The organism is Metabacillus rhizosphaerae (genome assembly GCF_037201795.1).
Classification (GTDB): domain Bacteria; phylum Bacillota; class Bacilli; order Bacillales; family Bacillaceae; genus Metabacillus; species Metabacillus rhizosphaerae.
Genome location: NZ_CP147403.1, coordinates 3,996,651 through 4,011,695, shown reverse-complemented (window position 1 = coordinate 4,011,695; position 15,045 = coordinate 3,996,651). Strand labels below are relative to the sequence as shown.

Sequence of the window (15,045 nt, the reverse complement as noted above, 5' to 3'; positions counted from 1 at the left end):
AACGAGGCGCTTGTGCTTTTGTTCTTTATTAAAAGAAAAACATTAACTATACATAGGTGATCATTTTATGGCAAAACGAAAAAGAAAACAAAGAAAAACGAAAGAAGATTGGAAGACGACGTTAAAATATGAGCTTGCAGGATTAATTATTTTAGCAATTGCACTAATAGCTATTTCAAAACTTGGATTTGTCGGTACGACATTCGTTCATTTATTTCGCTTTTTCAGCGGAGAATGGTATATGCTGTTTTTAATTGGAATTGTCCTTTTCTCACTCTGTTTAATTTGGAAGCGACAAATCCCAAGGTTATTTAGTCGGCAAATGATCGGAATATATTGTGTAACAGCTTCTTTATTATTACTAAGTCATGTTACACTTTTCAAAATGCTTTCACATAATGGCACTTTTGCATCACCAAGTGTTCTCGCAAACACACTTGAACTGTTTTGGATGGATGTTAGAGGTGAGGGAAGCACTGTTGATTTAGGTGGAGGAATGCTAGGAGCACTTTTTTTTGCTGCTTCCTATTATCTATTTGCTGAAGCAGGTTCAAGAATTATTGCAGTTGTCCTAATTGTTATTGGGGTTATATTAATTACTGGTAGATCATTACAAGCAACATTGGCTAAGGTATTAATGCCGATTGGAAGATTTATTAAAAATCAGGCTATAGGCTTTAAAGATGATATGAAAAGTCTTCCTTCTTCAATGAAAAAGAAGCGTGAGAAGCAAAAACAAAATAAAAAGGACAAGGAAGAAGAGAAGACTAGAGAAAAAGAAATGGAATCATTTGATGATGAAGAGGTTCTGCAACCAATCATTTCAAGTTTTTCTGATCGTGAGGAACCACCAGAAATGGTCGTTCATATGATGGACACTCAACAACAAATAAATCCAGCCAATGAATCAACTCAAAAACAAAAAAATACATCAACAACAGAGTTACCAACACAAGAGCAAGACGCTCTTCAGCCAATAACATTTGTAGAGGTAGAGAACAAAGATTATGAATTACCGCCAATCGATTTATTAAAAGCACCTAAGCAAAACGCTCAAAATGCAGATAAGAAAAATATTTACGAAAATGCTAGGAAGCTTGAAAAAACATTTCAAAGTTTTGGTGTCAAAGCTAAAGTGACTCAGGTACATTTAGGACCAGCTGTTACGAAATATGAGGTATACCCCGATGCAGGTGTTAAGGTTAGTAAAATTGTCAATTTAAGTGATGATTTAGCTTTAGCTCTTGCTGCAAAGGATATTCGGATAGAGGCCCCTATTCCAGGAAAATCTGCTGTAGGTATCGAAGTTCCAAATTCAGAAATAGCAATGGTTTCACTTAGAGAGGTATTAGAGTCGAAATCGAATGATCGACCAGATGCAAAACTACTAATCGGTTTGGGAAGAGATATTTCTGGTGATGCTGTATTAGCTGAACTTAATAAAATGCCTCACTTATTAGTTGCAGGTTCAACAGGTAGTGGAAAAAGTGTCTGTATTAATGGAATCATCACTAGTATCTTAATGCGTGCAAAGCCACATGAAGTCAAGCTGATGATGATCGATCCGAAAATGGTAGAGCTTAATGTATATAATGGCGTCCCGCATTTGCTCGCCCCTGTCGTAACAGATCCAAAAAAAGCGTCTCAAGCCTTAAAAAAAGTAGTCAATGAAATGGAAAGACGATATGAGCTGTTTTCACATACTGGAACGAGAAATATTGAGGGTTATAATGAGATAATCAGAAGAAATAACCGAGTTGAAGAAGCAAAGCAACCTGAAATCCCCTATATTGTTGTTATTGTTGATGAGTTGGCAGATTTAATGATGGTTGCATCATCTGATGTAGAGGATTCAATAACTAGGCTTTCACAAATGGCTCGTGCGGCAGGTATCCATTTAATTATTGCTACACAACGTCCGTCAGTTGATGTTATTACAGGAGTAATTAAAGCCAATATTCCTTCACGAATCGCCTTCAGTGTTTCATCACAAACAGATTCCAGAACAATACTTGATATGGGGGGCGCTGAAAAGTTATTAGGTAGAGGAGATATGCTCTTTTTACCTGTCGGTGCATCAAAACCTGTTCGTGTACAAGGTGCATTTTTATCGGATGATGAAGTTGAACAAACCGTTGATTTTGTTATTGCTCAACAGAAGGCACAATATCAAGAAGAGATGATTCCAACCGAAGTAGTTGAAACAACAAGTGAAGTACAAGATGATTTGTACGAGGAAGCCGTACAGCTTGTAGTTGATATGCAAACAGCATCTGTGTCAATGCTACAACGACGATTTCGTGTTGGTTATACGAGAGCGGCTCGATTAATTGATGCTATGGAAGAAAGAGGAGTAGTAGGTCCATACGAAGGAAGCAAGCCCCGTGAAGTCCTGCTTTCAAAAGAAAGACATGAAGAACTAACCTCATAATGAATAAGACTATACAGTGTATGAAATGAAAATCATTTTGTATGCTGTTTTTTTGTCTTTATAAGTAACTAATAAATGAAATTCATTAGAAATCACTACTTTGCTACTTGTAGTTCCAATAATAATCGGACTCAATACATTTAAAAATTTACATATTTGAGAATAATAAATTATAAAAAATAAAAATAAAGTTAGCAGACTAATTTTATTTTTCTACTTATTTCGACAAAAATATATAGTTTCTATTTATTTCTAAGGTAAAACATGATATAGTATTTTCGATTAGAGATAGGTGTATAACATCAGATGTCTGATCTCTTGTACATAGCGGAAAAGGTTGGGGGCGGACTAATGACCATAAAATCTGACAATCGTCACTTGTATTTACAAGTTATTGATAAAATTAAAGAAGATATTGAAAATGGCACTTATAAGGAAAAAGAAAAATTACCATCTGAATTTGAACTTTCTAAAGGTTTAGGAGTCAGTAGAGCTACCTTAAGAGAAGCACTCCGTATACTTGAGGAAGAAAACGTTATCATAAGAAGACATGGTGTTGGTACATTCGTAAACTCCAAACCACGATTCACTTCAGGTATAGAACAATTAAATAGTGTTACAGCTATGATTGAAAATGCAAATCTTACACCAGGCACTATATTTCTTTCATCCTCGATTACTGGTGCTACAGATGATGATGTGAAAAGGTTTAAATGTGACAAGGAAGAGGAAATCTTCTTACTAGAAAGAGTACGTACAGCAAATGGTGAGCCGGTAGTCTATTGTTTGGATAAAATTCCGACAAATATTTTACCTGAAACTTTTGATCATGAGCAGGAATCCTTATTTAAATTATTGGAAGAAAAAGCTAATATATATATTAGCTATGCTGTTACTCATATCGATCCCATTGGATACCATGAGAAAATTTCTCCAATCTTAGAGTGTGATCCTGAAACCTCTTTGCTATTGTTAAAACAGATGCACTTCGATAACCAAGACCGACCGGTTTTATACTCATTAAATTATTTTAGAGCTGACCACTTTAGTTTTCATGTTGTAAGAAAACGATTATAGGTAAATGATAATAAAAAGTTTTCCTATCGTTCATACATATGCTTGTCATTAAATCTACACCAGTTAATGCTTAACCCTTGTCTGTTATTTATAATGAAAGTAAGTGTAATTTGGACTTTAAGGAGGTGATCGTACCGAGAAGTCTGTTTTTGTAAAGTGCTATATTAAAATTATTATTTAGGGGGCAATAAAAATGAAGAAAAAACATGGACTTGCATTATCTCTAGTGCTTGCAGCAGGAACGCTTTTAGCTGGCTGTGGCGGTGGGACTGATAAAAATGAAGATGCTGGTGGAGAAGGCGGCGGTGAAAGTTCAAAAGATAACTTCACAGTGGCAATGGTAACAGATGTTGGAGGAGTAGACGATAAATCCTTCAACCAATCAGCTTGGGAAGGTATCCAAGAATTCGGGAAAGAGAACAACCTTGAAAAAGGTGATGGTTTTGATTACTTACAGTCAACTAGTGATGCAGATTATGCAACAAATTTAAATACCCTGGCTCGTAAAGACTTTGATTTAATTTATGGAATTGGTTACCAATTACAAGGGGCGGTAGATGAAATCGCACAGCAACAAAAGGATGCACATTTTGCTATAGTTGATAGTGTTGTTGAACAACCCAACGTTGCAAGTATTACGTTTAAAGAGCATCAAGGTTCATTCTTGGTTGGTGTGGTTGCAGGATTAACAACAAAAACGAATAAAGTTGGATTTGTAGGTGGTATGGAATCTGATTTAATTAAAAAGTTTGAAGTTGGTTTTGTTGAAGGCGTAAAAGCTGTAAACCCTGAAGCAAAAGTTGATATTCAATATGCAGGTGCCTTCGATGCCGCGGATAAAGGTAAAGCGATTGCTTCAAGCATGTACGGTGCTGGTGCAGACATTATTTATCATGCTGCTGGTGGTACTGGTAACGGTGTATTCTCTGAGGCTATTGACTTGAAAGTTGAAGATCCAGACCGTGAGCTTTGGGTTATCGGGGTTGATAAGGACCAATATGAAGAAGGAAATGGTAAAACAAAAGATGGGGAAGAGTTTAACGTAACACTTACTTCTATGGTAAAACGTGTTGACGTTGCTGTTAAAGATCTTGCTGAAAAAGGTGCAGCTGGTGAGTTCCCAGGCGGAGAAATTTTAGAATATGGCATTGAAGAGGAAGCAATTGGTATTGCTCCTGCTCCACATGATGAACATCTAACAGATGATGTAAAAGCAAAAGTGAAAGAATACCAAGAGAAAATCTTAAATGGTGAAATTGAAGTACCTACAAAATAAGGATAAATAATAAGGGGCTGACTTAATGATAAAGGTCAGACCCTCTAGCTAAAAAGAGTATTGGACAATTCGTCTTATACTCCATTTGTTAGAGTGGTCTGTGCTATTTAAAAGTCACCCCTTTATTCCTGAAAATCAATAAATGCAAATCTTCTAACTATTTGGAGGACTTGCATTTGGTGATTTTCATACCAGCTAGCTTTTATCAATAGAGCATTAAGTTACAAAATGAATAATAAAAAACTTCATGTTGTTCAGGGAAAAGGAGTGAACAAGTTGGAATATGTAATTGAGATGCTAAATATTCGCAAAGAATTTCCTGGAATAGTTGCAAACGATAACATAACCTTACAAGTTAAAAAAGGAGAAATTCATGCGTTATTAGGTGAAAATGGAGCAGGAAAGTCAACATTGATGAACGTTCTATTTGGACTTTATCAACCGGAAAAAGGGGAAATTAGAGTTAAAGGAAAAAAGGTTGATATTACAAATCCAAACATCGCAAATGATTTAGGAATTGGGATGGTTCATCAGCATTTTATGCTCGTTGATACGTTTACAGTTACAGAAAATATCATCTTAGGTAATGAACCGAAAAAAGGTACTTCTATAAACTTAAAAGAAGCAGAAAAACAAGTAAAAGAAATATCAGAGAAATACGGTCTTAAAGTTGATCCTACAGCTAAAATTTCAGATATTTCAGTAGGTATGCAGCAACGAGTAGAAATTTTAAAAACATTATATCGCGGTGCAGAAATTTTAATTTTTGACGAACCGACAGCAGTTTTAACACCTCAAGAAATTAAAGAATTAATTCAGATTTTAAAAACTTTAATTAATGAAGGGAAATCGATCATATTAATTACACATAAATTAAAGGAGATTATGGAAGTTTGTGATCGAGTTACAGTCATTCGAAAAGGAGAAGGGATTGGAACAGTAAATGTAGTTGATACAAATCCAAATGAACTAGCTTCATTAATGGTAGGGCGGGAGGTTTCATTTACTACAGAAAAAATTCCTGCTTCTCCAAAAGAAGATGTATTAACAATTGAAAATTTAGTTGTTAAAGATAATCGTCAAGTTCCGATGGTTAATTCTTTAAGTTTATCAATCCGTGCTGGTGAAATAGTTGGAGTTGCTGGTGTAGATGGCAATGGTCAAACTGAATTAATTGAAGCGATTACAGGGTTAAGAAAAGTGAATTCTGGGACAGTTAAAATAAATAATAAAAACATTACAAATATGCATCCAAGGAAAATTACAGAAACAGGCATTGGTCATATCCCACAGGATAGACATAAACATGGCCTTGTACTAGATTTCCCTGTTGGAGAGAACATGGTGTTACAAACATATTACCGACAACCTTTTTCAAAGAGAGGTGTCTTAAATTTCAAAGCAATTTATGATAAAGCTTCCCAATTAATAACTGAATTTGACGTAAGAACACCAAGCTCTACAACTTTAGCGAGGGCTTTATCAGGTGGAAATCAGCAAAAGGCAATAATCGGACGTGAAGTTGATAGAAACCCTGATTTATTAATTGCAGCCCAGCCTACACGTGGATTAGATGTTGGAGCAATTGAATTCATTCATAGCCGGTTAATAGAACAACGTGATAACGGAAAAGCTGTCCTTCTTATTTCATTTGAATTAGATGAAATTATGAATGTTAGTGATCGAATTGCAGTTATCTACGAGGGTAAAATAGTTGATATCGTTGATCCTAAGGAAACTACTGAACAGGAGTTAGGATTACTAATGGCTGGTAGTAAGCGTCAGAAGGAAGGTGAGCTATCATGAATTTAAATCGTTATATGAATTTGCTAATTCCAATTATCGCCATTATATTAGGTTTAGTTTGCGGTGCAATCATTATGTTAGTTAGTGGTTACGATCCGATTGCTGGATATAGTGCATTATGGTATGGGATCTTCGGAGAATCTTATTATATAGGTGAAACTGTTAGACAGGTAACACCTTATATTTTAACAGGTTTAGCGGTAGCATTTGCCTTTCGTACAGGTCTTTTTAACATTGGTGTTGAAGGGCAAGTTATAGTCGGTTGGCTTGCTGCGGTTTGGGTTGGTATTGCATTTGAATTACCAATGATTATTCACCTTCCACTTGCCATTATCGTTGCTGGATTAGCAGGTGCACTATGGGGATTTATTCCTGGTTTTTTGAAAGCCCGATTTAAAGTACACGAAGTTATCGTTACAATTATGATGAATTATGTTGCATTACATGTAACAAACGCATTAATTAGAGATGTTATTACTGATAATGCTGATAAAACGGAAAAAGTATTTCCATCTGCATCATTACGTTCTGAATTTTTTGAGAATATAACTGATTTTTCACGTATGCACTATGGAATTTTTATTGCAATTATTGCAGCATTTTTGATGTGGTTTTTACTTGAGAAAACAACAAAAGGTTATGAACTTCGTGCTGTAGGATTTAATCATGATGCAGCACATTATTCTGGTATGAATGTAAATAAAAACATTATTTTATCTATGGTTATTTCTGGTGCGTTTGCAGGTGTAGCTGGTGCAATGGAAGGTTTAGGAACGTTTGAATACGTTTCAGTTAAGGGTGGCTTTACTGGAATAGGATTTGATGGAATTGCTGTAGCCCTCATTGGAGGAAACACGGCAATTGGAATCATATTAGCTGCTGTATTATTTGGTGGTCTGAAAATTGGAGCATTAAACATGCCTTCAGAAGCGGGCGTACCGAATGAACTTGTTGAAATTGTTATTGCGCTTATTATCTTCTTCGTAGCATCGAGCTACTTTATCCGCTGGATCTTACTTCGTTTTAAAAAGGAGGGGAAATAAGTGAGCATTTTACAGGCTTTAGAAATTATCATTCCAACAGCTTTATTTGTGGCAGCTCCACTTATTTTCACTGCACTTGGTGGAGTTCTTAGTGAACGTGCAGGTGTTGTTAACATTGGTCTTGAAGGCTTAATGATTATTGGTGCGTTTGTAGGTATTGTTTTTAATCTTAATTTTGTAGATGTATTTGGTAGTGCTACCCCTTGGTTAGCTATTTTAGCGGCAATGGTTGCAGCAGCTATTTTCTCCCTGCTTCACGCAGTCGCTTCGATTACTTTTAAAGCAGATCAGGTAGTAAGTGGTGTAGCGATTAACTTTTTAGCATTAGGTTTAACTTTATTCTTAGTGAAAAATATTTATGAAAAAGGGCAAACTGATCGAATAAGTATGAGCTTTAATAAAATGGACGTACCAATCTTAAGTGACATTCCTATAATTGGAAAAATATTTTTCTCAGGAGGATATATTACCTCTTATATTGCAATTCTAGCAGCAGTGATTGTATGGTATGTTGTATATAAAACACCATTTGGACTTCGACTTCGTTCTGTTGGAGAACATCCAATGGCAGCAGATACAATGGGAATAAATGTAACGAAAATGAGGTATATCGGGGTCATGCTTAGTGGAGCATTTGCTGGAATCGGCGGAGCGGTGTATGCCACGATTATTTCAAGAGATTTTGGTCATGCAACAATAAGTGGTCAAGGATTTATGGCGCTTGCAGCGGTTATTTTTGGTAAATGGCATCCATTAGGTGCAATGGGGGCCGCACTATTTTTTGGTCTTGCCCAAGGATTAAGTATAATTGGAGGAACCATTCCATTTTTAAAAGATATTCCAACGGTTTACTTACTCATATTACCTTATGTTTTGACTATTCTTGCGCTAACAGGATTTATTGGACGTGCCGATGCACCTAAAGCATCTGGAACCCCATATGAAAAAGGAAAACGTTAATAGTAGTATCAAAAAAGCTTCCTCACTATATGTTGGGAAGCTTTTTTGCTTATAGAATTAATATTCTAACAAGAAAAAATATAAAAAAACGTATTAATAAATTTCCATTTGTTAGTTACTACTTAATCCTAGTATATGTTCGCAGATAACTACACAAAATGTAATTGAATAAAAAATAATGTAGACAAGGTGAAGCAAAGATGGAATCACGAAAGAAGCTCGATTTGTTAGCATTATCATCTGTTCCGCTTGTAATGACATTAGGAAATTCAATGTTAATTCCTGTACTTCCTTTAATCTCTAAAAAATTAAATATCGGATCTTTTCAAGTTTCTTTAATTATAACCGTGTATTCAATTGTGGCGATTATTTTAATACCGATTGCAGGATATTTATCTGACCGTTTTGGTAGGAAAATGGTCATGGTACCATGTTTAATTATTGCAGGTCTAGGTGGAGCAGTTTCTGGTTGGGCTTCTTGGCAAATGGAAGATCCTTTTATGTTTATACTGATAGGGAGGGTATTACAGGGGATTGGCTCTTCTGGTGCCGCACCCGTGGTGATACCGTTAGTAGGTGATATGTTTAAGGATGATGAACAAGTTAGTGCGGGATTAGGATTAACTGAAACAGCTAATACAGCAGGAAAGGTGTTAAGTCCAATAATCGGAGCTGTATTAGCTTCATTTTTATGGTTTTTGCCTTTTTGGTTTATTCCTTTTTTTAGTTTGATTAGTGTATTACTAGTCTTCTTTTTAGTAAAAGTTCCTAAGAAAAAGAAAACTGAGAAACAGTCATTTAAGGAATTTGCTCATTGTATAAAAGATATTTTTAAAGAAAATGGAAAATGGCTTTCTGCAGTTTTTGCGGTAGGTTGTATTATTATGTTTGTCTTGTTTGGAGTTTTATTCTATTTATCGGATATGCTTGAAAAGCGATATAACATAGATGGTATTCAAAAAGGGTTAGTATTAGCCATTCCGTTATTAGCGCTTTCGATTAGTTCATATGTCGCGGGGAAAAAAATTGGTGAGAGCAAACAGCTGATGAAAATGGTCATTGTCATCGGGATGGGAATTGTAACTATATCCTTTATTGCATTAAGGGTACAACATTCCTTTCTATATTTAGTTGCCTTTTTAGTCATTACTGGCGTTGGCATTGGAATCACACTGCCAAGTCTTGATGCGATCATTACAGAGGGAATTGAAAAAGAACATCGAGGAACAATTACCTCAATATACAGTTCAATGAGGTTTATAGGAGTTGCAGCAGGTCCACCTGCATACGCATATTTTATGACGATATCAGAACACCTCATCTATTATATATCTGGTGGAGTTAGTTTTTTGGCGGTAATGATTGTTATGCTATTTATTAAGCCTAAAAATAACCCACAAAAGGATTCGGATTCAAAGCGAATGCCTAAGCTTGCTTAATGCTGATATAAGGGCTTTACTACCTTATATCAGCCTGTTTATATACCTTTGTATATAGATGTATGTTTATAGAAAGAATAAGATGGAGAAAAAAGTGTATTATTTCCTTTATTATCCTCGTATTGATATAATTACAAGCAAATACTTACAAAAGCTAATTGACATAAAGGAGGGTTTTCATGTCGTTTATTAATGAACAGCTTGTTAATGTAAACGGGTTGTCCTTGCATACTGTTTCAACGAGTAAATTTAAAACCAATACTATCGTTTTAAAACTACTCGCCCCATTAAATGAACAGGATGTTACATATCGTGCATTGCTTCCGTATGTTCTTCAAAGAGGTACGAAGAGTTTTCCAACAAGTACGAGTTTAAGGCAGCATTTAGATGAACTATATGGTGCAACACTACATGTTGATCTTGCTAAAAAGGGTGAAAATCATATCATTTCATTCCGGATGGAACTTGCTAATGAAAAATTCTTGTCTAATCCTGCACCTTTATTAGAAAAAGGGATTAAGCTATTATCAGAAATTTTGTTAGACCCGTTTGTTGATGGTGAGGCATTTAAAGATGAAATTGTGACACAGGAAAAACGAACATTAAAGCAACGCATACAATCTGTATATGATGACAAAATGAGATATTCAAATTTACGTCTTGTGCAGGAAATGTGTAAAGGTGAACCATATGCACTACATGTTAATGGTGATATTGATGATATAGAACAAATATCTCCACAAACCTTATTCGATTATTATCAAAAGGCAATAAGTTCCGATAAAATTGATCTGTATGTAGTTGGTGATTTAGATCAGCAAGAGGTGGAAGGTTATGTAAAGCGGTATTTTCCATTACAAAATAACCATCAGCCAGTTAATGAAGCATTTAAGAAACAAGAAGTAGAAGAAAATGAAGTTATTGAGGAACAAGATGTAAAACAAGGAAAATTAAATATTGGCTATCGTACAAATAGTACGTATCGTGATGATGACTATTATGCTTTACAGGTCTTTAATGGAATTTACGGTGGTTTTTCTCATTCGAAGCTATTTATTAATGTCCGTGAAAAAGCAAGTTTAGCTTATTATGCGGCATCAAGAGTAGAGAGTCATAAAGGTTTATTAATGGTTATGTCCGGCATAGAGGTTCAGAATTACGATCAAGCTGTCACAATCATTCGGGAGCAAATGGCTGCGATGAAAAGTGGAGATTTTACTGATCAGGAATTTGAGCAAACTAAGGCAGTCATCCGAAATCAGCTATTAGAAACAATTGATACTGCATATGGCTTAGTTGAGATTGTCTATCATAACGTTATTGCACAAAAAAATCGCTCATTTGACGAATACCTACAAGGGATTGAAAAAGTTTCAAAAGAAGATGTTGTGAGAGTTGCTGATAAGGTAGAGTTAGATACAATTTACTTCTTAAAAGGAATGGGGGGAAATGCATGACAAATCCTATTCGTTTTGAGCAACTGCAGGAAGAGCTATATTATGAAAAGATGGATAATGGTCTAGATGTCTATGTATTACCTAAAAAGGGTTTTAACAAGACATTTGCTACATTTACAACAAAATATGGGTCAATTGATAATCGCTTTGTTCCTTTGAATAAGGAAGAGATGAATACTGTTCCAGATGGAATCGCCCATTTTCTTGAACATAAGCTTTTCGAGAAAGAAGATGGAGATGTGTTTCAGCAATTCAGTAAACAAGGGGCGTCTGCAAATGCGTTTACTTCGTTTACAAGAACAGCATATTTGTTCTCAAGCACAAGCAATGTTGAACAAAATCTTGAAACATTAATTGATTTTGTGCAAACTCCATATTTTTCAGAGCAAACTGTTGAAAAGGAAAAGGGTATTATTGGTCAGGAAATCAATATGTATGATGATAATCCGGATTGGCGTTTATATTTTGGTTTAATTCAAAACCTTTATCAACATCATCCAGTAAGAATAGATATTGCAGGTACAATTGATTCTATTGCTAAAATTACAAAAGATTCCTTGTATGAGTGTTATAATACGTTTTACCACCCAAGCAATATGTTGCTATTTGTGGTTGGTGCTGTAGAACCAGAAGAAATATTAAAACAAGTGAGAGATAATCAACAGAAAAAGGAATTCACAGCACAATCTGAAATCAAAAGAGAATTTCCAAATGAACCCAATGAAGTTTATCAAAAGCTTGATCAATTAAAAATGAATGTCCAAGGGTCCAAATGTTTAGTTGGATTAAAAGCAAAAAATCCTAATCGCTCTGGAAAAGATTTATTAAAATATGAGCTCTCTATGAATATTATTTTGGATATGTTATTTAGTAAAAGTTCAAAGTACTATGAGAATCTCTATAGTGAAGGTCTTATTGACGATACATTTAGTTATGACTATACAGAAGAAACAGGTTTCGGTTTTGCTATGATCGGTGGAGATACAGAAGATCCTGATAAACTTGCAGAGCAAATCAAATATATTTTATTAAAAGCAAAAGCTGAAGGTGTTGATTTTACAACTTTTGATGCCGCAAAAAACAAAAAAATTGGAGCATTTTTAAGAGCAATTAACTCTCCTGAATATATCGCAAATCAGTTTACGCGTTATGCCTTTAATGATATGAACCTTTTTGATGTCGTACCAACACTCGAATCGCTATCACAGGACGATATTACATCAGTACTCAAAGAAGCAGTGGAAGAAGAATTATTCACAGTTTGTCAGGTTGTACCAAAGTAAAGATATTTTTAAAAGAACGACTTATAAGGGTCTGTCCCCTTCAAACTCACTAGTCTATCGTATTTTTTCACCTTTAAATACTATAGATTGTGTTAAGGGGTCTGACCCTTTTGTTTGAGGAGAGAAACAATGGATAAATATGCATTAATCACCGGGGCTAGTGGTGGAATTGGTATGGCAATTGCGAAAAAACTTATAGAGGATGGTTATCATTTATTTGTTCATTATCATCAAAATGAACAAGCTATTCAGGAGCTAATCCAAACTAATGCCCAATATAAACGGATGATCCTACCGATACAAGCAGATTTAACAAAGCAAACGGGCGTACAAGATCTTATCAATCAAATGGAGAAGCCAATTGATTTGCTCGTATTAAATAGTGGCAAGAGTTTTTATGGTTTAATTACTGATATGAATGATGATAATATTGAACAAATGATCAATTTACATATTACAAGTCCATTTCGTTTAACACAAAAGCTTATTCCTTCAATGGTAAGTAAGCGCGAGGGAAACATCATAGTGATTTCATCCATTTGGGGAATAGTAGGAGCATCTTGTGAGGTATTGTATTCGATGGTTAAAGGTGGGCAAAATTCATTTGTAAAAGCTCTTGCGAAAGAGCTTGCCCCAAGTCAAATTCGAGTAAATGCCATTGCACCAGGTGCTATTAACACTCAAATGCTCTCGGATTTTACTGAAGAGGAACTAAATGATCTTAAAAATGAAATTCCGATTGGTCGTTTAGGTGATCCTGATGAAATTGCTCATGCGGTATCTTTTTTAGCGTCAACAAATGCCTCATATATTACTGGTCAGGTTTTATCGGTGGATGGTGGCTGGTATTGATTAAGTGCATTATTCAATTTACTATGTTAGAACGGTTATCGAGTCCATTTTTTGATATTGACGAAATATTGTTTTCTATTGCATATATTTTTTCTAAATAATATGGAATAAAAAATGAAGACCAAAGGAACACTAAATTTGTAACAATTAAAAAAAGGGGGTACTCCTATGTCTGTTTTAGAAAATTGGGATGAGTGGAAAAATTTCCTTGGTGACCGTTTACATCATGCTCAAAACGAAGGAATGAATGATCAGGTTATTAATAACCTAGCATTTGAAGTTGGTGACTACTTAGCTAAGCAAGTAGATCCAAAAAACACTCAAGAAAGAGTATTATCAGATCTTTGGAGTGTTGCTTCTGATCAAGAAAAACAGGCAATTGCAAGTATGATGGTAAAGCTTGTTCAAAATAACGGTTCGCACTAAAAAAGAGAGGAGATATCCTCTCTTTTTCAATATCATTTTTTATAGAAACCTTTTGGTTTGTTTTACATAGACCTTTTTTGGATAAAGTATGATTAGGATGCTTGTTCTTTTTATTATTTGTCAAGTAATTGTTCTTTCTTCTTTTGGATAAATCATATATTATAGGTTATAGTGATTGTTTAAAGGGGGACTTACATTGCCATTTGAATGGTATTTAGAATATGAAATTCAAAAAAATCGTCCCGGGCTCCTTGGTGATGTTTCATCTTTATTAGGGATGTTATCAATTAACATTATCACTATTAATGGTGTAGATGATTCCCGTCGAGGTTTGTTATTGAAATGTGAAAGTAATGACCAAGTACGAAGACTCGAATCTATCCTAAAAACTATGGATCATATAACTGTTACCAAGTTAAGAGTCCCAAAGCTTCGAGACCGATTAGCAGTTCGCCATGGACGATACATACAGCGAGATGCAGACGATAAAAAAACCTTTCGATTTGTACGAGATGAACTTGGACTATTAGTTGATTTTATGGCAGAATTATATAAACAGGATGGTCATAAATTAATTGGAATCCGTGGAATGCCGAGGGTGGGCAAAACAGAATCTATAGTTGCATCTAGCGTTTGCGCAAATAAAAAATGGTTATTTGTTTCATCTACTTTGCTCAAGCAAACAATTCGCAGTCAGTTGATTGCTGATGAATATAGTGAAGACAACGTATTTATTATTGATGGGATCGTTTCAACGAGAAGAGGTTCTGAACAACATCTTCAGTTAGTTAGAGAAATTATGAGACTTTCTGCAACAAAAGTAGTGGAACATCCTGATATTTTTGTGCAAAACACAGAATATACATTGGATGACTTTGATTATATAATAGAAATTCGCAATGATCCTGATGAGGAAATTACCTATAAAGATGTTGAAGAACCACAAATGCTGTTTGATTCTTCAAGTCTTTCAGGCTTTGACTTTTAAATATGGG

General features: G+C 34.9%; 12 protein-coding genes. All 12 read left to right on the top strand.

From position 1 onward, the window contains the following. Positions 1-67 precede the first annotated feature (67 nt). The 12 genes from WCV66_RS19515 to WCV66_RS19460 all read left to right on the top strand — a co-directional run bounded on the left by WCV66_RS19515 (position 68) and on the right by WCV66_RS19460 (position 15,038). Entirely contained in the window at positions 68-2,431 is a 2,364-nt protein-coding gene (locus WCV66_RS19515) for a DNA translocase FtsK (RefSeq protein ID WP_338786595.1), read from the top strand. 351 nt (positions 2,432-2,782) lie between these two features. After that, the gene (locus WCV66_RS19510; protein ID WP_066337620.1) at positions 2,783-3,508 is read left to right on the top strand and encodes a GntR family transcriptional regulator; all 726 of its coding nucleotides are present in this window, start codon (positions 2,783-2,785) and stop codon (positions 3,506-3,508) included. Positions 3,509-3,701: 193 nt separating this feature from the next. Beyond that, a complete protein-coding gene (locus tag WCV66_RS19505; RefSeq protein ID WP_338786594.1) occupies positions 3,702-4,784 on the top strand; it encodes a BMP family protein in 1,083 nt (360 codons plus the stop codon). 276 nt (positions 4,785-5,060) lie between these two features. After that, entirely contained in the window at positions 5,061-6,590 is a 1,530-nt protein-coding gene (locus WCV66_RS19500; protein WP_338786593.1) for an ABC transporter ATP-binding protein, read from the top strand. Further along, on the top strand, positions 6,587-7,633 hold the full coding sequence (locus WCV66_RS19495) for an ABC transporter permease (RefSeq protein WP_066337609.1): 1,047 nt from the start codon (positions 6,587-6,589) through the stop codon (positions 7,631-7,633). The genes WCV66_RS19500 and WCV66_RS19495 overlap by 4 nt, the downstream gene beginning before the upstream one ends. A 6-nt stretch (positions 7,634-7,639) precedes the next feature. After that, positions 7,640-8,593 (top strand): ABC transporter permease, encoded by a 954-nt coding sequence (locus WCV66_RS19490; RefSeq protein ID WP_396652650.1) that lies wholly within the window; start codon positions 7,640-7,642, stop codon positions 8,591-8,593. Between the two features lie 200 nt (positions 8,594-8,793). After that, positions 8,794-10,032 carry an MFS transporter gene (locus WCV66_RS19485; protein WP_338786592.1) on the top strand — a complete coding sequence of 413 codons (1,239 nt, stop codon included), beginning with the start codon at positions 8,794-8,796 and terminating at the stop codon, positions 10,030-10,032. Positions 10,033-10,211: 179 nt separating this feature from the next. Next, complete coding sequence (gene yfmF, locus WCV66_RS19480) at positions 10,212-11,489, top strand: EF-P 5-aminopentanol modification-associated protein YfmF (RefSeq protein WP_338786591.1); 1,278 nt, start codon at positions 10,212-10,214, stop codon at positions 11,487-11,489. Further along, positions 11,486-12,772 (top strand): EF-P 5-aminopentanol modification-associated protein YfmH, encoded by a 1,287-nt coding sequence (gene yfmH / locus WCV66_RS19475; RefSeq protein ID WP_066337598.1) that lies wholly within the window; start codon positions 11,486-11,488, stop codon positions 12,770-12,772. The genes yfmF and yfmH overlap by 4 nt, the downstream gene beginning before the upstream one ends. A 129-nt stretch (positions 12,773-12,901) precedes the next feature. Further along, entirely contained in the window at positions 12,902-13,624 is a 723-nt protein-coding gene (gene ymfI / locus WCV66_RS19470) for an elongation factor P 5-aminopentanone reductase (protein WP_338786590.1), read from the top strand. Between the two features lie 168 nt (positions 13,625-13,792). Continuing rightward, complete coding sequence (locus tag WCV66_RS19465; protein ID WP_066337593.1) at positions 13,793-14,050, top strand: DUF3243 domain-containing protein; 258 nt, start codon at positions 13,793-13,795, stop codon at positions 14,048-14,050. Positions 14,051-14,246: 196 nt separating this feature from the next. Beyond that, positions 14,247-15,038 (top strand): DUF3388 domain-containing protein, encoded by a 792-nt coding sequence (locus WCV66_RS19460; protein ID WP_066337586.1) that lies wholly within the window; start codon positions 14,247-14,249, stop codon positions 15,036-15,038. Positions 15,039-15,045: the final 7 nt, after the last annotated feature.

Bases quoted from the DNA above. Each gene is read 5' to 3' on its own strand.
- WCV66_RS19505 (WP_338786594.1), top strand. From the start codon at position 3,702: ATGAAGAAAAAACATGGACTTGCATTATCTCTAGTGCTTGCAGCAGGA.
- yfmH (WP_066337598.1), top strand. From the start codon at position 11,486: ATGACAAATCCTATTCGTTTTGAGCAACTGCAGGAAGAGCTATATTAT.
- WCV66_RS19495 (WP_066337609.1), top strand. From the start codon at position 6,587: ATGAATTTAAATCGTTATATGAATTTGCTAATTCCAATTATCGCCATT.
- yfmF (WP_338786591.1), top strand. From the start codon at position 10,212: ATGTCGTTTATTAATGAACAGCTTGTTAATGTAAACGGGTTGTCCTTG.
- WCV66_RS19510 (WP_066337620.1), top strand. From the start codon at position 2,783: ATGACCATAAAATCTGACAATCGTCACTTGTATTTACAAGTTATTGAT.
- WCV66_RS19515 (WP_338786595.1), top strand. From the start codon at position 68: ATGGCAAAACGAAAAAGAAAACAAAGAAAAACGAAAGAAGATTGGAAG.
- ymfI (WP_338786590.1), top strand. From the start codon at position 12,902: ATGGATAAATATGCATTAATCACCGGGGCTAGTGGTGGAATTGGTATG.
- WCV66_RS19485 (WP_338786592.1), top strand. From the start codon at position 8,794: ATGGAATCACGAAAGAAGCTCGATTTGTTAGCATTATCATCTGTTCCG.
- WCV66_RS19465 (WP_066337593.1), top strand. From the start codon at position 13,793: ATGTCTGTTTTAGAAAATTGGGATGAGTGGAAAAATTTCCTTGGTGAC.